Annotated in this window: 20 protein-coding genes; 8 read left to right on the forward strand and 12 right to left on the reverse strand. The window is 64.8% G+C overall.

The window, feature by feature from the left end; genetic code table 11:
• Window positions 1–12: 12 nt before the first annotated feature.
• From DPM35_RS08765 to DPM35_RS08775, 3 genes are all read right to left on the reverse strand, one after another.
• Window positions 13–810, reverse strand: a complete 798-nt coding sequence (locus DPM35_RS08765; protein WP_112126857.1) for an SH3 domain-containing protein — start codon at window positions 808–810, stop codon at window positions 13–15.
• Between the two features lie 69 nt (window positions 811–879).
• A complete protein-coding gene (locus DPM35_RS08770; RefSeq protein WP_112126858.1) occupies window positions 880–1,638 on the reverse strand; it encodes a metallophosphoesterase family protein in 759 nt (252 codons plus the stop codon).
• 3 nt (window positions 1,639–1,641) lie between these two features.
• Entirely contained in the window at window positions 1,642–1,998 is a 357-nt protein-coding gene (locus DPM35_RS08775; RefSeq protein WP_112126859.1) for an ArsR/SmtB family transcription factor, read from the reverse strand.
• A 193-nt stretch (window positions 1,999–2,191) separates the two neighbouring features.
• Between DPM35_RS08775 and DPM35_RS08780 the strand changes: the two genes are divergently transcribed.
• Window positions 2,192–3,370, forward strand: coding sequence for an MFS transporter (locus DPM35_RS08780; protein WP_112126860.1), 1,179 nt, complete (start codon window positions 2,192–2,194; stop codon window positions 3,368–3,370).
• Window positions 3,371–3,402: 32 nt separating this feature from the next.
• On the opposite strand, the gene DPM35_RS08785 is transcribed toward DPM35_RS08780, so the two are convergent.
• Window positions 3,403–3,867 carry a MarR family winged helix-turn-helix transcriptional regulator gene (locus tag DPM35_RS08785; protein ID WP_112127121.1) on the reverse strand — a complete coding sequence of 155 codons (465 nt, stop codon included), beginning with the start codon at window positions 3,865–3,867 and terminating at the stop codon, window positions 3,403–3,405.
• Between the two features lie 190 nt (window positions 3,868–4,057).
• Here DPM35_RS08785 and DPM35_RS08790 point away from each other — a divergent pair, with 190 nt between their 5' ends.
• Window positions 4,058–4,852 carry an SDR family NAD(P)-dependent oxidoreductase gene (locus DPM35_RS08790; RefSeq protein ID WP_112127122.1) on the forward strand — a complete coding sequence of 265 codons (795 nt, stop codon included), beginning with the start codon at window positions 4,058–4,060 and terminating at the stop codon, window positions 4,850–4,852.
• Between the two features lie 181 nt (window positions 4,853–5,033).
• Here DPM35_RS08790 and DPM35_RS08800 read toward each other — a convergent pair whose 3' ends face one another.
• On the reverse strand, window positions 5,034–5,633 hold the full coding sequence (locus DPM35_RS08800; RefSeq protein ID WP_112126862.1) for a LysE family translocator: 600 nt from the start codon (window positions 5,631–5,633) through the stop codon (window positions 5,034–5,036).
• A 101-nt stretch (window positions 5,634–5,734) separates the two neighbouring features.
• On the opposite strand from DPM35_RS08800, the gene DPM35_RS08805 reads away from it, so the two are divergent.
• Window positions 5,735–6,601 (forward strand): LysR family transcriptional regulator, encoded by an 867-nt coding sequence (locus DPM35_RS08805; protein ID WP_112126863.1) that lies wholly within the window; start codon window positions 5,735–5,737, stop codon window positions 6,599–6,601.
• A 12-nt stretch (window positions 6,602–6,613) separates the two neighbouring features.
• Here the strand turns inward: DPM35_RS08805 and DPM35_RS08810 are convergent, their stop codons facing one another.
• The 4 genes from DPM35_RS08810 to DPM35_RS08825 all read right to left on the reverse strand — a co-directional run bounded on the left by DPM35_RS08810 (window position 6,614) and on the right by DPM35_RS08825 (window position 10,344).
• A complete protein-coding gene (locus tag DPM35_RS08810) occupies window positions 6,614–7,264 on the reverse strand; it encodes a glutathione S-transferase family protein (protein WP_112127123.1) in 651 nt (216 codons plus the stop codon).
• A 100-nt stretch (window positions 7,265–7,364) separates the two neighbouring features.
• On the reverse strand, window positions 7,365–8,015 hold the full coding sequence (locus tag DPM35_RS08815) for a dihydrofolate reductase family protein (RefSeq protein ID WP_112126864.1): 651 nt from the start codon (window positions 8,013–8,015) through the stop codon (window positions 7,365–7,367).
• A gap of 85 nt (window positions 8,016–8,100) precedes the next feature.
• Window positions 8,101–8,949: a protein-L-isoaspartate O-methyltransferase family protein gene (locus tag DPM35_RS08820; RefSeq protein WP_112126865.1), complete on the reverse strand. Its 849-nt coding sequence runs from the start codon at window positions 8,947–8,949 to the stop codon at window positions 8,101–8,103.
• Window positions 8,950–8,985: 36 nt separating this feature from the next.
• The gene (locus DPM35_RS08825; RefSeq protein ID WP_112126866.1) at window positions 8,986–10,344 is read right to left on the reverse strand and encodes an Nramp family divalent metal transporter; all 1,359 of its coding nucleotides are present in this window, start codon (window positions 10,342–10,344) and stop codon (window positions 8,986–8,988) included.
• Window positions 10,345–10,637: 293 nt separating this feature from the next.
• Here DPM35_RS08825 and mntR point away from each other — a divergent pair, with 293 nt between their 5' ends.
• From mntR to DPM35_RS08845, 4 genes are all read left to right on the forward strand, one after another.
• The gene (mntR, locus tag DPM35_RS08830; RefSeq protein ID WP_041002353.1) at window positions 10,638–11,096 is read left to right on the forward strand and encodes a manganese-binding transcriptional regulator MntR; all 459 of its coding nucleotides are present in this window, start codon (window positions 10,638–10,640) and stop codon (window positions 11,094–11,096) included.
• Between the two features lie 95 nt (window positions 11,097–11,191).
• Window positions 11,192–11,380 (forward strand): hypothetical protein, encoded by a 189-nt coding sequence (locus DPM35_RS08835; RefSeq protein WP_041002355.1) that lies wholly within the window; start codon window positions 11,192–11,194, stop codon window positions 11,378–11,380.
• A gap of 176 nt (window positions 11,381–11,556) precedes the next feature.
• The gene (gene ypfJ, locus DPM35_RS08840) at window positions 11,557–12,477 is read left to right on the forward strand and encodes a KPN_02809 family neutral zinc metallopeptidase (protein WP_112126867.1); all 921 of its coding nucleotides are present in this window, start codon (window positions 11,557–11,559) and stop codon (window positions 12,475–12,477) included.
• 165 nt (window positions 12,478–12,642) lie between these two features.
• A complete protein-coding gene (locus DPM35_RS08845; RefSeq protein WP_112126868.1) occupies window positions 12,643–13,914 on the forward strand; it encodes a TCR/Tet family MFS transporter in 1,272 nt (423 codons plus the stop codon).
• A 110-nt stretch (window positions 13,915–14,024) separates the two neighbouring features.
• On the opposite strand, the gene DPM35_RS33285 is transcribed toward DPM35_RS08845, so the two are convergent.
• Window positions 14,025–14,243, reverse strand: coding sequence for a helix-turn-helix domain-containing protein (locus DPM35_RS33285; protein WP_112127124.1), 219 nt, complete (start codon window positions 14,241–14,243; stop codon window positions 14,025–14,027).
• Window positions 14,244–14,349: 106 nt separating this feature from the next.
• Window positions 14,350–15,555, reverse strand: coding sequence for a glutamine-hydrolyzing carbamoyl-phosphate synthase small subunit (gene carA / locus DPM35_RS08855; RefSeq protein WP_112126869.1), 1,206 nt, complete (start codon window positions 15,553–15,555; stop codon window positions 14,350–14,352).
• A 262-nt stretch (window positions 15,556–15,817) separates the two neighbouring features.
• On the opposite strand from carA, the gene DPM35_RS08860 reads away from it, so the two are divergent.
• Entirely contained in the window at window positions 15,818–16,267 is a 450-nt protein-coding gene (locus DPM35_RS08860; RefSeq protein ID WP_112126870.1) for a GatB/YqeY domain-containing protein, read from the forward strand.
• Window positions 16,268–16,377: 110 nt separating this feature from the next.
• On the opposite strand, the gene DPM35_RS08865 is transcribed toward DPM35_RS08860, so the two are convergent.
• Window positions 16,378–17,376, reverse strand: coding sequence for a hypothetical protein (locus DPM35_RS08865; protein WP_112126871.1), 999 nt, complete (start codon window positions 17,374–17,376; stop codon window positions 16,378–16,380).
• Between the last annotated feature and the right edge of the window lie 103 nt (window positions 17,377–17,479).

Genomic DNA, 17,479 nt, shown 5'->3' on the forward strand with positions numbered 1-17,479 from the left:
TTGGTTGGCCCGCTATTCCCCCAGCGCCAACTCATCCGTGATCTCGAAGCGCTCTGAAACGCCGATCCGGATCATGTTGAGCGTGCCTTCGCGGGTGAAGCGGAATTCTTCGGACGAGTCCGAGCTGCTCGGCTGGCCGCCATGGAAGGTGATGATGCGCACACCGCCATCCGGCCAAGTCACCGTGACATCGCTGTCGCCATCCTTGCGCGCGACAGTCACCGCGCAGCGGGTCATCGGCTGGCCGATGTGGCGCGCGCAGGGAATGCCGCCGGCCGCGTCCGGGGCATCGGATTCGGTGCTCGCCGAGGTCACGAAAGCGAGACCGTAGGCGTCCAGCATGGCGGTCCTGACGATCTCGGTCGCGGAAGGCGGATTGGCCGGCTCGCCGCCGCCCAGGCGCGCCGCGATGTCAGCCTGGGGCTCTTCGGGAGATGGCTGAGGCGCGGCGGCCGCAGCCGCCGGCGGGGCGGTGTCCTCAGGAGGCGACGCTGGGTTGTTGGGGCTGAGATAGCGTGCGGGCGCCCAGCCGGTTATGTGGGCGTCCTGCGTGTCCTCGACCTTGCACCATGGATAGTTGTTGACGGTCTTGCAGCCGTAATTCTTCAGCGCCGCGCCATTGGGCAGGCGCGCTTCGATCTTTCCGCCCGGCGTAGCGGTAGCGCGAATGTTGAGCAAGTCATCCGGCGCGAGGCCGCCGATGACCGAGATGATTGTGCCTGGCGCATCCTGAGCCAGGGCCGGGAGGGCGGCCAGACACAAGGGAGCGGCGATCAGCAGCGTCGATCGGAGCGTAACTTTGCGCTTCATCCCTCGGCCATGCACTTCAAATCGTTGCGCTCGATACGAGCTTCGCTCAATCCTGGATATGAGCTTCGCTCAATCCTTTATAAAACCTGTCCGCAGCGCTTGCGCCCATTCCGGTCTTCCCGCTTGTTCGGCCTGCTTTGCGGCGGCTTCATGGTTGTAGTCGACGGCGATGCTCTCGAAGCGGCTGGGACTGCCGTCCTTGCCCAGTTCGACAATGCCATAGCGGGCGTGCGGCGAGCCTTGTTCGGAGACGTGCGCCGGCGGCGTGTCGTCGTCATAGGCCGGGCAACCGACGCTGCCGGGATTGAAGATGATCGGACCGCCGGGGATGTGGATCAGCTCGTTGCGGTGGCTGTGGCCGCACAGCACCAAGCGGCAGGCCGGATCGAGCGGCTTCAGCCGGCGCCTGATCGCGGTCAATGGTGCACGCACCAGCTGGCCATCGACAATGGCGTCGGCGAGATATTTTTCGTCATGATCCGGCCGGGCATGGAAGGCGGTGACACCGGGCGCGATCTCCAATGTCAGCGGCAAGGCGAGCAGCGCCTGGCGCTGCGCCGGGGTCAGCCGCTCCTGGGCGTAGCGGTCGGACGGCCACATGGTCTCGTCGGCCGTATCCTGCGCCACGCGGCGGTCATGGTTGCCGCGCACCGTCGGCAGGTTCAGCGCCTGCAGCCGTTCCATCGTCTCGCGCGGCCAGAGCGGGCCGGAGACGCAGTCGCCGAGATTGACGGTGAGATCGGCGCCGCCGCGCGACCGGAGATCGTCCAGCACCGCATCCAGTGCCAGCACATTGCCGTGGATGTCGGCGATAACCGCGATGCGCATGGATCAGGCCGAAACCTCGGCTTCTGCGGTGCCGACCGCCGGCAGATCCTTGTCGCCGTCAGCCGCGGCGATCACGCTGTCGAGCAGGCCCGGAAAACGCTTGTCGAGATCGTCGCGGCGCAGCGTGATAAGCCGGCTGGTGCCGACCGCTTCGCTGCGGGTGACGCCCGCCTCGCGCAGCTTGGCGAGGTGGTAGCTGAGATTGGTCTTGGAGGCGAGGTCGAGGAACTTGCTGCAGTTCATCGGCACGCCTTCCTTGCGAGCCAGATAGCGCACGATGGAAAGCCGGGTCGGGTCGCCGAGCACGGCAAGCACGATCGGCAGGCTGATCTGGTCGGTGGTTGGATGGGGCAAGGTCATGACCCAGAATTAAGCACAAACTGAACGAACTTCAACGCGGCTCCTTTCCCTGCCGGTAGACGCAGCCTCCTTCTTTCGGCCCCGTCCTGACACAGGGCTGTCAGCAGGGTTCAGCTATTTTGTCCCGGCTCGGTTGACATCATGCCCTGCTATGTCCAATTGTTCAATAACTTTTGAACTAAGGACAAATCCCATGGACAAGCGAATCTTCTGGCTGGCGCTCGGATCGTTCGCGATCTCGACCGAAGGCTTCGTCATTTCCAGCCTTCTTCCCGACATCGCATCCGACGCCGGCATTTCCGTGCCGCTCGCCGGCTCGCTGATCACCGCCTTCGCGCTCGCCTACGCAATCGGCGCGCCGGTGCTGGCGACGCTGACCGGCGAGTGGGACCGGCGGCGCGTCATCCTGTGGACGCTGGTGTTCTTTGTCATCGGCAACCTGGTGGCGGCGGTGAGTTCGTCCTTCGAGCTGCTTTTGATCGCGCGCATCGTCATGGCGCTGTCGTCCGGCCTGTTCGCGGCGACCGCGCAAGGCACGGCCGTGGCGCTGGTCGACGACCATCACCGGGCGCGCGCCATCGCCGTCGTCGTTGGCGGCACCACCGTGGCAGTGGCGGTCGGCGCGCCGCTCGGCGCGCTGGTCGCGGCGATTGCCGGATGGCGCGGCACGTTCTTCGCCATCGCCGCGCTCGGGGCCCTGTCAGGCGCGATCCTGTGGTGGCGCCTGCCGCGCGGCATCATCGGCACCAGGCTGCCGCTGATGCGCAGGCTGGCGGCGGCCGTGCGCCCCGGCGTGATGCCGATCCTGCTGACGACGGCGCTTGCGTTGATCGGCGCGTTCACCGTCTTTGCCTTCATCGCGCCCTTGGCCATTCAGGGTGGCGGGCTCTCGCCGATCGCGCTGCCGGGCATGCTGCTCGCCTTCGGCGTCGGCGCCGTCATCGGCAACATCGCCGGCGGCCAGGCCGCCGACCGCTTCGGCGCGACCCGCACCGTCGCCTGGTCGCTGACGCTGTCGGCCGCGATGCTTGTCACCTTCTCGCTGATCCCGACCTTCCTGCCGCATTCGATCGCCGGGCCAGCGCTGATGGCCATGATGGTGCCGTGGGGCATTGTCGGCTGGGCCTTCCCGCCGGCGCAGGCGAGCCGCATCCTCAAGATCGCTCCGGACGCCGCGCCGATCGTCTTGTCGCTCAACGCTTCGGCGCTCTACTTCGGCGTCGCGCTGGGCGCGGTGGTCGGCGCCGCCGTGCTGCGCTTCGGCGCCCCTGCCGATCTCGGCCTGATCGCCGCGGTGTTCCCGATCATCGGGCTCGGCATCGTGTTGGCGGGAAGGGTGTTTGCCCGGCCGGTGGCGATGCCGGCAGAGTAACTGTTGTCAAATCCTGATCGGCGGCCGCTCTTTCAGTTCGAAGGAGCGGCCGCCGGCATTTCCAGATCGAGATCGGCCACGGCGTCCAGTGCCGCGCGCAGTTTCGCCGCCTGCTCCACGCCGACCTTGTCCTCGAATTGCCGCTGGGCGATGCTCCAGAGCTTGAGCGCCTCGTCGAGCTTGGCCTCACCCTGCGGCGTCAGGCGCACACGCTTGACGCGGCGGTCGTCCTTGTCAGCAAAGGTCTCGACATAACCATCGCGGATCAGCGGCTTCAGCGTGTGGCCGAGCGCAGAGAGGTCCATGATCAGCGCCTCGGCGATGGCGCCCATCGCCGGCTCATCGCTGATGTGGATCTGAAAGAGCAGCCCGAACTGCGTGCTCTTCAGACCTGTTGGCCCCAGCGCGTCATCATAGAAGCGGCCGAGGCTGCGGGCGGCGCGGCGCAGCGTGGCGTTGTTGCAGTCGCTAAATCCCGGCTTCCGAGCTTCGGTCATCATCACTCCTTGCCGGCGCATCGACGCGTCGGCCTACTGCGAAAATAGTTTTCGTGGCTGCCGTTGACAAGATAGTGGCATATACCTATTTCGGCGAAAGTGGCATATGCCACTAATAGAAATCAAAGGCGCGGCGGACGATGCGGTCATCGGCGCCGAACCAAGCGAAGCGAACAAAAGGAACAGGACAATGAGCACGAAGGACAACAAGGGCACCGCAGTCATCACCGGCGCATCGTCGGGCATCGGCGCGGTCTACGCGGACCGGCTAGCGGGGCAGGGCTACGATCTGGTGCTGGTGGCGCGCCGCGCCGATCGATTGCAGGACGTAGCCGACAGGCTCGCCTATGCCTATGGCCGCAAGGTCAAGACGATCGTCGCCGATCTCTCCGTTGACGCCGATCTGCACCGCGTCGAGCAGGCGGTCGCGACGGACGACAGCGTGACTTTGCTGATCAACAATGCCGGCGTGGCCGGCCTGGAGACGATTGCCGACGCCGACGCCGACACGGCGGAGCGCATGATCAAGGTCAATGTCATTGCGCTGACCAGGCTGACCCGCGCGGTGCTGCCGGGCCTGCTTGCGCGCAATCGCGGCGGCATCATCAACATTGCCTCGGTCGTTGCCTATGGCATCGCCGTCGGCGGCATCTACAGCGGCACCAAGGCCTATGTCGCCAACTTCACCGAAGCGCTGCAGAAGGAAGTCGCCGGCACCAATGTGAAGGTCCAGTCCGTCGTGCCCGGACCGATCCGCACCGAGTTGTGGGACGTCTCCGGTATCAGCCTCGACAGGATCAATCCGGACTGGATCATGAGCGCCGAGGATCTGGTCGACGCGGCACTTGCCGGCTTCGCCCAGGGCGAGACTGTCACCGCGCCCGGCCTTGCCGATGCGGCCGGGCTGACGACCTATCTCGGCGCCAGGGACCAGTTCTTCGGCAGCCTGTTCTCCGGCAAGCCGGCGGCGCGCTACGCGGTCTAGCACTAGGTTCCTCGCCCCCGCAAAGCGGGGGAGAGGTGGCCGCGAAGCGGCCCGGAGAGGGGGTCTTCGTAGAGCGAGGTCGTCGCTGGATCCTTGGTCAAGGCGGCGCCAGTCCCCCTCTCCGTCTCGGCTTCGCCGAGCCACCTCTCCCCCACCTTGGTGGGGGCGAGGAACCAGCGTTTTATACCGGCCGCCACATCTGAAGGATCGAGGCGGCCAGCAGCAGGCCGAGCACTATGTTGAGCGCGCGCCACTGGCGCTCAGTCTTGAGGAGGCGGGCAAGCAGGGTTCCCGCCGCGCACCACAGCGACAGCGAGAAGGCAGCCGCCAGGCCGAATACGGCGCCGAGAAGCAGCGCAAGCTGCAAGGGGCCATCGGCGAGCGCGGCAAAGGATGCCGCAGCGCCCAGTCCCATCGCCCAGCCCTTGGGGTTCATCCACTGGATGCCGGCGCCGCCGAAAAAGCTGTTCGGCCTGGCCATGCTGATGTCGAGATTGGGTGGGCCGCTGCGGCCGATCTTGATCGCCAGCCAGATCAGATAGAGCGAGCCGGCGATCTTCATGGCGAGCTGCAGGGACGGCACCGCGGCAAGCAGGCCGGCGAGGCCGGCTGCGCCCGCGGCGGCCACGGTAGCCAATCCCGCGGCGCTGCCGGCCATCAGCGGCACCGAACGGCGAAAGCCGAATTGCGCGCCGGAGGCGGTCGACAATGTCGTGGCGATGCCGGGCGTCGCGGTCGAGATCAGCGCGAACAGGACCAGCGGGAGGATGGTTTCGGACATGCGGTCTTCCCAGTTGAGGAAGCCGGCATGCTTAGGCGCTTCACGGCATCAGTAAATGAAATGTTTGATATGATTTGCATTAGGAACTATAATGGAAGACCATGATCCGCGATCTCGATACGACCCTCATCCGCACCTTCGTCACCACCGCCGACAAGGCGAGCATGACGGCGGCGGCCAATGCGCTTCATCTGACGCAGGGTGCCGTCAGCCAGCAGGTGAAGCGGCTGGAAGAGGTGCTGGGGCAAAGCCTGTTCGAGCGCGATCGCCGCGGCCTGAAGCTGACGCGTTCCGGCGAGCGGCTGCTCGACAAGGCCAGGCGCCTGCTGCAGCTCAATGACGAGATCCTCACCGAGATCAAGGGCAGGGTGGTCGCCGGACAGGTGCGGATCGGCGTGCCGTACGATCTTGTCGGCACGCTGCTCGCGCCCGTGCTGAAAGCCTATGCCGAAGCCTATCCTCAGGTAGAGATCTCGCTGGTCTGCGCCTCTTCGCCGGAACTCGCGGCGGCCCTGGCGGCGGGCACCATCGACCTTGCCGTCATCGAGGAGCGCGTCGGTCCCAGCGCCGGCGAATGCCTGCTCGTCGACCGGCTGGTCTGGGTCGGCGCCAGGGGTGGCGCGGCACGCCTGAAGCGGCCGTTGCCGGTCTCCATCGTCGCCGACACTTGCGCCTTCCGGCCGGCGGTGCTGGCGGCGCTCGCCGAGCATGGGCTCGACTGGCGCACCGTGTTCGAAAACGGCAACATCGATGCCACGACCGCCACGGTGCGGTCGGACCTGGCGGTGACCACCTGGCTTGCGTCGACGGTGCCTGCCGATCTCGACATCCTGTCCGATGCCGGGCTCCCGGCGCTGCCGAATTTCTCCGTCAATCTGCATCTGCCAAAGCATGCCGCCCAGCCGGCCGCGCAGGCTTTTGCCGGCCATATCCGCGAGGGTCTTTCACGCCCTCGCCAGGCGGCGTGACGCGAGCGCTGTTCAGTTGTTCGACGCAGCTAGGGCGACCGCCAATTGCGCGTCGAATGCGCGCTTGAAGGCCGGCCGCGCCTCGCCGCGGGCGACATAGGCGGCAAGGTTCGGGAACTCGTTCAGCAGTCCCGATCTCTGCAGCCGGCGCAGAACGCCCACCATGACAAGGTCGCCGGCGCTGAAGTCGCCATCGAGCCAGTCGGAATCACCGAGATGGCGAGAGAGTTCGCCCAGCCGCTTGCGGATCCGGTCGTCGACCAGGGGCAAGCGCTCATCGTGCCACGGCGCATCGCGCTCCAGAATCACGGCGGTTGCTCGCTCGAGGATCGGGGGCTCCACCGTGCTGTACGCGGCGAACATCCAGGCGACCGCGCGCGCCCGGGCGTTCGCGTCGTCGGGCAACAGGCCCGCGTAACGCACCGCGATGTGGAGGACGATCGCGCCTGACTCGAACAGAGCGAGATCGCCTTCTTCATAGGTCGGGATACTGCCAAAAGGGTTGCGCGCTAGATGCGCCGGCTGCTTCATCGCAGCGAACGAGACGAGACGAACGTCGTAAGGTTGTCCGGCTTCCTCGAGCGCCCAGCGCACCTGCATGTCGCGCGCCAGCCCCCTGCCGCCATCGGGGGATCGTTCGAACGCGGTTATGGTGGGTATCATCGGCATGGTCCTTGAGATGGCGTCGAATGTCTCATCGTTCCGGGAAAGGCATCGGTCGCGGGCGAGGTGGCGGCGAGGCCGGCCCCGCCCGCATCCATTGCTACTTCCAGGTCCTGCGCCGTTCGAGCTCGGCTTCGGAAGGCTCCTGCTGGGCAAACGAGCCTGTGCGGATTTCGCCCGCGCGCTCATAGGTCGCCATGATGACGCCGGTGGTGGTAGCCTGCGACTTGACGAGCTTGAAGGCGGCCGGCATCGCATTGTCGCCGAACAGCCGCTTGCCCTTGCCCAGCAGCAGCGGAAAGATCATCAGCCGGATCTCGTCGATCAGCCCATTGGCGAGCAAGGTGTGGATCAGATCGCCCGAGCCCTGGATGAGCAGGTCAGGCCCGTCTTCCTGCTTGAGTTCCTTAAGCCTGGCGACGATGTCGGGTCCAAGCGACCGGGTGTTCTCCCAGGTCAGCGAATCCGGCCGGTGCGTCGCCACGTATTTGGTCGCCGGGTTGAAAACATCCGCGATCGAATCTTTCTGATACGGCCAGTACGCGGCGAAGATGTCGTAGGTTCTGCGGCCGAGCAGCAGGTCGAAGGGTTTGGAGAACAGTTCCTCCATTGCCGTGCCCGCCACCTCGTCGAAGTAATGGAAGGTCCAGCCGCCGAACTTGAAGCCGCCGACCGGATCCTCTTCCGGCCCGCCCGGCGCCTGCATGACCCCGTCGAGGCTGACGAAGGTGGCGGCGATGATCTTGCGCATGTGCTCTTCTCCTCTGCTGTTCCTCCGCCGTCACAGCGGGTTCAACGTAACGACGAACGAGCGAGGGGCTTCACGACATGCGCCATCAAATTTTTCTGGGTTTAGGGCCCGTGATGCGGCGCGACGAGAACCAGACCTGCTCGAAGACAGCGGTCGCCGTGCGGTCCGGAGCCTTGTCCGCCGCCAGCCAGATCGAGCGGGTGCGCGCGGCGCGCTCGCGGTTCGGTATTTTCGCGCCCGGCTCGACAGCGGAGGCGCCGACGCAAGGGATGAACCAGGAGCCCATGAAGGGCCGGCACGCGAAGCCGTTTCCCAGGTGGGTTATGAGGACCGCGAGGCCGACCGTTTCGGACGGGCGCCACGGAAAGATCATGCGACCGCCGGGCTTCAACGCCTTCAGCCATGCGGCGGGCGGGGCGACGACGCCGGCATTGACATAGATGATGTCGGAGCGCGGCAACGGATTGACGACGGCGTCGGCCTGGACGATTTCGACGTTGTCGTAGGCTGAAAGGTTCGCTTTGGCGCGCGCGGCAAGGTCGGGCTCGATCTCGACGGCGGTGACGCTGCCGCCCGGCTCGACCAGTCTCGCCAGCAGCGCCGTGTAATAGCCCGTGCCGGCGCCGACATGGGTGACGGCCTCGCCCGGTTTCGGCTCGACCTTGCCGAGCCACATGGCATGCAGAAGCGGCTCGCCATTGTTGATGCCCTTGTCGGCATCGAGTACAACGAGCACGTTCTGATAGATGTAGCTCGGATCGGCGCTCGGCGTCTCGAACCGGCCTTCGCCGGCAAAGACGGTCCATGGCCCCGCGCCGAGAAAGGCCTCGCGCGGCACCGAGGCGAAGACCTCCTCGATGCGCGGATCGGCCGACCGCGCCTGCGCTGCCATCAGCCTGGCGTAAAATCTACGGGCTTCGTCGGGTTCGACCATAGCGCCAAGATAGCGCGTCCGGCCGGAATGTCGCGGTCAGCCGGCGAAGGTGTCGTAGAGCAGCTTGACGTTGAGAGCGAGGATGACGGTGGCCACCACCCAGGCCAAGATCGCGACGGCACGCGGTATGGCGAAGCTGCCCATCTTCTTCTTGTCCGACACGAATTGCACCAACGGGATGACCGCGAAGGGCAGTTGCATCGATAGCACAACCTGGCTGAACACAAGCAACTCGGCCGTTCCTTTTTCGCCGTAGAGCGCGGTGACGGCCACCACCGGGACGATGGCGATGCCGCGCGTCAACAGGCGCCGTGCCCATTGCGGGATGCGCAGGCGCAGGAAGCCTTCCATCACGATCTGGCCGGCGAGCGTCGCGGTGACCGTCGAGTTGAGGCCGGAGGCAAGCAGCGCGACCGCGAACAGGATCGAGGCGATGCTCAAGCCCAGCAGCGGCGACAGCAGCTCGAAGGCCTGGCCGATCTCGGCGACGTGGTGATGACCGGTATCGTGGAAGGCGACCGCCGCGACGATCAGGATCGAAGCGTTGACGAACAGCGCCAGGATCAGCGCAATGGTGGAATCCGCCGTCGCCCATTTGATGGCGTCGCGCTTCCCGGCATCGGTTCGCTCATAGGCGCGGGTCTGCACGATCGAGGAATGCAGATAGAGGTTATGCGGCATGACCGTCGCGCCGATGATGCCGATGGCGATGTAGAGCATCGCCGGATTGGTGACGATTTCGGACGACGGCACGAACATCGAGTGCAGGATGGTGCCGGCCGGCGGCGCGGCGACGAAGATCTGGATGGCGAAACAACCGAATATGATGATCAGCAGCGCGACGACGAAGGCCTCGAGATAGCGGAAGCCCTTGTTCATCAGCAATAGCACCAGGAATGCGTCGAGCGCGGTGAGCATGGCGCCGCCGACCAGCGGAATGCCGAACAGAAGCTGCAGCGCAATCGCCGTGCCGATCACCTCGGCGAGGTCGCAGGCGATGATCGCCAGTTCACAGGCGATCCAGAGCATCAGATTGACGGGGCGCGGATAGTAGGCGCGGCAGGCCTGAGCGAGGTCGCGGCCGGTGGCGATACCAAGACGTGCCGCCAGCGCCTGCAGCAGGATCGCCATCAGGTTCGACAGCATGATGATGAAAAGCAGCGTGTAGCCGAACTGCGCGCCACCGGCGAGGTCGGTCGCCCAGTTGCCTGGGTCCATATAGCCGACCGAAACCATGTAGCCCGGTCCCATGAAGGCGAACAGGCGGCGGAACCAGACGCCGGTCCGCGGCACCGCGATCGAGGCGTTCACCTCGCGCAGGCTGGGCTGCTCGTCGTCCGGCCTGTCGAATCGCCACGCGGGTCGGGCTACGGTTGCTGCATCGGCATCGGACATGGGATTTCCGCTGGAACTATCGAAGTACCTTTTACCTATGCCATGGCTCAACATTATGCAATAGGCTATATTTCATTGATCATGCTTTCGTGATCCGCGGGAGCAAGTTCCAGGGCGGGCGGTGGCAAACGCCGGTTGCGCCCGCGCGGGAATGCAAATAAACGGCCGGATCATCAGGGGTTTCGTGCTATGGATGCGATGCCGATTCAGTCGAGGAGATAGAGCGCGACGTCGTCCGGAATACCGCTTCACTTTTCGGCATCATGCTCTAGGACAGGCAGGAGGGGCGCGTATTGGCGCTGAGGAACAAACCGGTTCGACGCGAGGAGCCGCTTCCCGATGCCGAAATCCATTCGGAAGGATTCCGGCAACAGCGCCAGGCGCGCCGCAGCGCGCTCGTGGAAGACTATGTCGAGCTGATCGCCGATCTGATCGAGGACGGCAACGAAGCGCGGCAGGTCGATATCGCGGCAAGGCTCGGCGTCGCGCAGCCGACGGTGGCAAAGATGCTGACCAGGCTGTGCGCCGACGGGCTGGTCTCGCGAAAACCCTATCGCGGCGTGTTCCTGACCGAGGCCGGCCGCAAGGTCGCCGAGGAAAGCCGCATCCGCCACCAGACGGTGGAGGCCTTCCTGCGCTCGCTGGGCGTCAGCGCCGAGACGGCGCGCATCGATGCTGAGGGCATCGAACACCATGTCAGCGCCGAAACGCTGGACGCCTTCCGCCGGGCGATGACGCATCGCCAGGCATAGGCGTTTGATCCATCCGAGCGCGTTGAGACGGAACCGACCGATCTTCGCCGCATTACTTCCCACATCGCGCGATCATCGCGCTTAGGGAGGAAGCAATGGGTATCGAACAGGCACCGACCGCCAAGGGGAAGCAGGCGGCCAGGGGGTTGCGCCAGGCTGCAGCCAGGGACGAGCGCAAGACCGAGGCCGAGACCGGCCATCCGCTGAAGAAAGGCGCCGCGCGTTTCGAGGAACGTTCGAAAAGTTCGGACGGCAAAAGCGCCGGTGCCAAGCAGAAAAGCTGAGGTTTTCAGCCGGTTTATCGGGCGTGAAAATTAACCAGCCGATCGGAGTTCCTCCGGCCCGCGCATCTTTTGGACGCGAAAAATTCTGTGACTTAGGCTGGCCGTTGCGATAGTTGTCAGCACGGGGGCGGTCGCGGGCCAGCCCCTCCAGGACATTCGCATTGCGAGGAGTTGCCATGCTTTGGAGAGGCCGTCGTCAGAGCGACAATATCGAGGATGACCGCAGCGACAGCGGTGGCGGGCTTGGCGGCGGATTGGGCGGCGGCGGCCAGTTCCGCGTTCCTATCGGCGGCCGCACTGGCGGTGGCGGCAGCATCCTGCTGGTCATCCTGGTTGTGCTCGCGGGATGGTATTTCGGCTTCGATCCCTCGCAGATCCTGGGTGGCGGCGACGGCGGCCTGCTGCCCGGTGGCGGCGGCCAGATCACCGAGACGCAGGACAATGGCAACGCGCCCGCCAATGACGAGATGAAGCAGTTCGTCGCGACCGTGCTTGCCGACACGGAGGACACCTGGACCGGCATTTTCAAATCGCAGGGGTTGACCTATGAGGATCCCAAGCTGGTGCTGTTCAGCGGCCAGGTTCGTTCGGCCTGCGGCTTCGCTTCGGCGGCGGCCGGGCCCTTCTACTGCCCGGGCGATCACAAGGTCTATCTCGACATGACCTTCTTTCAGCAACTCGACCAGCAGTTCGGCGCTTCAGGCGAGTTCGCGCGCGCCTATGTGGTGGCGCATGAGGTCGGCCATCACGTGCAGAACCTCACCGGCATCATGGACAAGTTCAACCAGATGCGGCAGGGCATGAGCGAGGTCGACGCCAACCAGCTGTCGGTGCGCATCGAGCTTCAGGCCGATTGCTTCGCCGGTGTCTGGGCGCATTACACGCAGCAGAAGGGCATTTTGGAGCAGGGCGACATCGAAAGCGCGTTGAACGCGGCCAAGCAGATCGGCGACGACACGCTGCAGAAGAAGATGCAGGGCTATGTCGTGCCGGAAAGCTTCAACCACGGCACTTCGCAGCAGCGGCAAACCTGGCTGGCGCGAGGCTTCAAGAGCGGCAAGCTGTCCGACTGCAACACGATGAGCGGTCCGATCTGAGGGTGGCGTTTCCGCTCCCTTTCGGGTGACGATCCGCGATCGGCGACAGTTGGCAAGTGATGTCAGCATAAGGCATTTGCGTTCGTTCGCGGATTGTTCCCGCGGCTAACCTCGCCTATAAGGTCCGTCCCGCCGTGCCCCAAGGCGGATGAGGAGCTTATCATCATGATCGACCCTAAAACCGCCAAGCGGGGCCTTGCGCTCGTTTTCACGACGCTTTTGCTCGACATCATCGGCTTCGGCATCATCATGCCGGTGCTGCCTGCCTATCTTGAGGAACTGAGCGGCCTCAGCGTCAGCGAGGCCGCGATCGAGGGCGGCTGGCTGTTCTTCGTTTATGCGGCGATGCAGTTCTTCTTCGCGCCGATCATTGGCGGGTTGAGCGACCGCTTCGGGCGCCGGCCGGTCCTGCTGGCCTCGGTGCTGACCTTCTCGATCGACAATCTGATCTGCGCCATCGCCTGGTCCTATCCGATGCTGTTCATCGGCCGCGTGCTCGCCGGCATTTCCGGCGCCAGTTATTCGACGACATCGGCCTTCATCGCCGACATCTCGAATGACGAGAACCGGGCGAAGAATTTCGGCCTGCTCGGCATCGCCTTCGGCGTCGGCTTCGTCATCGGCCCGGTGCTGGGCGGGGTGCTCGGCACGTTCGGGCCGCGCGTGCCGTTCTATTTCGCCGCCGCGCTCGCCTTCGTGAATTTCCTGATCGCGATGGTTTTCCTGCCCGAGACGCTGGACGAGAAGCACCGTCGGCCCTTCGAGTGGAAGCGTGCCAATCCGGTCGGCACGCTGATGCAGATGCGCAATTATCCGGGCATCGGCTGGATCGGGCTTGTGTTCTTCCTGATGACGCTTGGCCACATGATGTACCCGGCGGTCTGGGCGTTCGTCTCCAACTACCGCTATGGCTGGAACCAGCAGCAGATCGGCTTCTCGCTGGGCGCCTTCGGCCTGTGCGGCGCGATCATCATGGCGACGGTGCTGCCGCGGATCATTCCGAAGCTTGGCGAATGGAGGACGGCGGCGATCGGGCTCACCTTCACCGCGCTCAGCGCCTTCGGCTATGCGTTTTCGACGCAAGGCTGGATGATCTACGCGGTGATCGTGGCCGGCTGCCTGGAGGCGCTGGCGGATCCGCCGCTACGCAGTCTTGCCGCGGCCAAGGTGCCGCCTTCGGCGCAGGGCGAATTGCAGGGTGCGATGACCTCGATCTTCTCGATCACCTCGATCATCACGCCGCTGCTCTATACGGCGATCTTCTCCTGGTTCACGAGCCCGACCGCGCCGGTTGTGTTCGGCGGCGCGCCCTATGTGCTCGGTGCGATCTTCCTGACGCTGGCGGTCATCGTCTTCGTGACGAAAGTGGCCAGGCCGACGCCGAAGGAAGTCGAGCGCATGCATGCGCAGGACGCGGCGGTGACGGACGCGGCCTGAGAACGACTAAAGCGCGTCGCGATCTTTCAGATTCGCTCCCTGCGCTTTAGGCTTTTGATTTTGCGCATGTCTTTGCCCCGAAACCGGTTCCCACTTTCGGGAGACATGCTTTAGGGCTCGATCCATTCTCCGGGGATATCGAGTGCCTTCGCCCGCATTGCGCTGGTTTGCTCTGACGGCTTACGGCGATTGGATTCGAGGTCCGACAGGAAACCCTGGCTGACACCGATCGCTGCGGCCAGTTCGGCTTGGGTGAGCTTTCGCCAGTTGCGCAGCGCCTTGAGTCGACTGGAGCCGCGCAGGATATCGATGGTTACGTCGGCAGGCAGAGCCTTTCCGTTTTAAGCGCGGTCTTCCGCTCATCGTATATCGCCACATCCGCAGCGTCTTCGGAAGCTCCTTCTGCTGCACGCATCACAGAACCTCAAAAAAGGATTAGGCCCGCTCCGCCAGCGCTTCCTCGCCGCGCCGCTCGCGGATCAGGTTGACGAAGCGGCGGAAGAGGTAGTGCGAATCCTGCGGACCGGGCGAGGCCTCAGGATGATGCTGGACCGAGAAGACCGGTCGGCCGGTCAGCGCGATGCCGCAATTCGAGCCGTCGAAGAGCGAGACATGGGTTTCCTCGACGCCTTCGGGCAGCGAGTCGGCGTCGACGGCGAAGCCATGGTTCATCGAGACGATCTCGACCTTGCCGGTGGTGTGGTCCTTGACCGGATGGTTGGCGCCATGGTGGCCCTGATGCATCTTTTCGGTCTTGCCGCCGAGCGCCAGCGCCAGCATCTGATGGCCGAGGCAGATGCCGAACACCGGAATGTCGGTCTTCAAGAGGCTCTGGATCACCGGCACGGCATATTCGCCGGTCGCTTCCGGGTCGCCGGGGCCGTTCGACAGGAAAATGCCGTCCGGCTGCATGGCCAGGATCTCCTCGGCGCCGGTCTGGGCCGGCACGACGGTGACCTTGGCGCCGAGGCCCGCCAGCAAGCGCAAGATGTTGCGCTTGACGCCATAGTCGATGGCCACGACATGCAAAGACGGCGCGTCCTGCTCGCCATAGCCCTCGTTCCAGATCCAGGGCGTCTCGCGCCACACGGAGGACTGGCCGGACGTCACTTCCTTGGCGAGATCGAGGCCGATCAGGCCCGACCAGGCAGCCGCCCGCCGCTTCAGATCCTCGATGTCGAAAACGCCGTCGGGCGCATGCGCGATGACGGCATTGGGCATGCCCTTCTCGCGGATCAGGACGGTCAGCGCGCGGGTATCGATGCCGGACAGCGCGACAATGCCGCGCCGCTTCAGCCATTGGTCGAGATGCCCGGCGGCGCGATAGTTGGACGGGTCGGTGACATTGGCCTTGAAGATGGCGCCGACAGCGCCGGCGCGGGCCGCCGGATGCAAGTCCTCGATGTCCTCGTCATTGGTGCCGACATTGCCGATATGCGGGAAGGTGAAGGTGACGATCTGGCCGGCGTAGGACGGATCGGTGAGGATCTCCTCGTAACCGGTCAGCGCGGTGTTGAAGCACACTTCCGCGACGGCCGATCCGGTGGCGCCGAGGCCACGGCCTTCGATCACCGTGCCGTCGGCGAGCACCAGAAGGGCGGTCGGCTTTTCGGTGGCCCAGGGGGCGGTGGTCGTGGCCATGGCGGCACTCCTGTCAGGCGCTGCGACTGGTCGGCGGGACCACTCGCGCAGCAAAGCGCGCGAAGCAGGATTTCCCAACCTCCGCGCGTCAACTCATTGTCTCATGCAGGACCGAGTACATAGGCGAAGGCACCCGAACGGTCAATGCGGACACCGCCAGCCAGCTCTGTTTTCCATTCGTCCAGCAATATCAGCGGCTTGCCGGAATTTGCCTTGCCCGTTCGGCAAAGCTATTGTCCGCCGCATTCGAAGGAGAAGCACGATGCGCGAGAAAATCGCCGAATCCATGAAGAGCGCGATGAAGGCGCAGGACAAGCACCGTCTGCCGACGCTGCGGCTGATCCAGGCCGCCATCCACGACCGCGACATCGCCAATCGCGGCGCCGGCAAGCCACCGGCGAGCGAGGAGGAGATCCTGCAGATCCTCGCCAAGATGGTGAAGCAGCGCGAGGAATCGGCCAAGGCTTTCGAAGACGGCAAGCGGCCGGAACTGGCGGCGCAGGAACGCGGCGAGATGGAGATCATCCGCGAATTCCTGCCGACGCAGCTCGACGACGCGGCGATCACGGCTGCGGCGCGCGAGGCGATCGCGGCGACGGGCGCCGCCAGCCAGAAGGACATGGGCAAGGTGATCGGCGCGCTGAAGCAGAAATATGCCGGCCAGATGGACTTCGCCAAGGCGAGCGCCATCATCAAGGGGCTGCTGCAGTAGACGACAGCCTCAGAGCGTTTCGCCGTTTCAGGGAACCGGCGAACCGCTCTATCTCCCTGTTTTTCGCAATTCCGGCCGGAAAACCGTTACACACTTTTCCTGGAATTGCTTCAGTCCTTGCAGATCGGCACCGGCTGCGGCGGCGGCGCCGGATGGTCCTTCCTGTATTGCGCGATGATCGGCTCCAGCGTCTTCTTCGGCCAGAATTTGGGCGTGCCGATCTCCTTCAGGCAGGAGGCGTTCCAATAGGCTCCCGCGGCTGAGAGCGCCTGGCCACTGGACTTGGCGCGGGCGACGGCGGCGATGTCGCGCGATTCCGGATAGATGTAGAGCGTCGTCGGGCTGTCCTTCACCAGGGGGATGATCTGCTCGGCATCGGCCGGCGACCAGCTGGTGCAGCCATTGCTGCGGCCGCCGGCGTAATTCACCAGCTTGCCGTAGGGCACAAAGCCGTCGTGGTCGGCGTAAGAGCTTTGCGGGTTCTTGCGCATGCACAAGCCCTTCAGGATGGCCGCCGGATGCCCGCCGATGACGCGCTGCCTGGCGTTCGCCGTCTCGCCTTCGCCGTCGAACTGGATGAAGGTGCGCATGAACACCGCGTTCTGCGCGCCGACGCGGTAGTAGCCCTTGAACGAGGTCTTGGTCTCCGCCGTCATATAGGCGCCGCCGGCCGTCAGCTCGGAATCCATCGCGTTGCCGAAGTTCTTCGCGCAACGCCTGCCGTTGGAGAAATCGGCGACGCCTTTCAGGTTGCGGCCGCCGCCATGGCCCGAGGAAACGGCGCGGAAGAGCTGCTTGGCTTCGCAGATGATGTAGTAACGCTGGCCAAGCACGCTGTTGCCCAAGTCGCCGGGGCGCGTGGCATCCATGGCGAAATAGCAGGGGTTGCTGACCGAACCGTCGCTGACTTTCTTCTGGTAGAGCGCGCGCGCCCGCTCCAGCACGACCTCAGAGATCTGGCCCTCGCCGTCGCCGACATGACGCTGCAGCCAGTCTGGGATGTTGGATGGCCGCAAGGCGGCAAATGAGCTGACCGATGCCGTCAGCGCGGCCAGGATTGCGACAAGGCAAAAGATGGCCACACCCCGCGGAACAGATCTCAACCGCACCGTTTTGCCCCTCCTGTCGAAATGTCTCGTACCCGTGAATCACCCGGGCCGATCATAGAAGGTCTCGCACGCATCGGCGAAACACTTCTAGTTTAGCGACGCC

Source organism: Mesorhizobium atlanticum (genome assembly GCF_003289965.1).
Taxonomy (GTDB): Bacteria; Pseudomonadota; Alphaproteobacteria; order Rhizobiales; family Rhizobiaceae; genus Mesorhizobium; species Mesorhizobium atlanticum.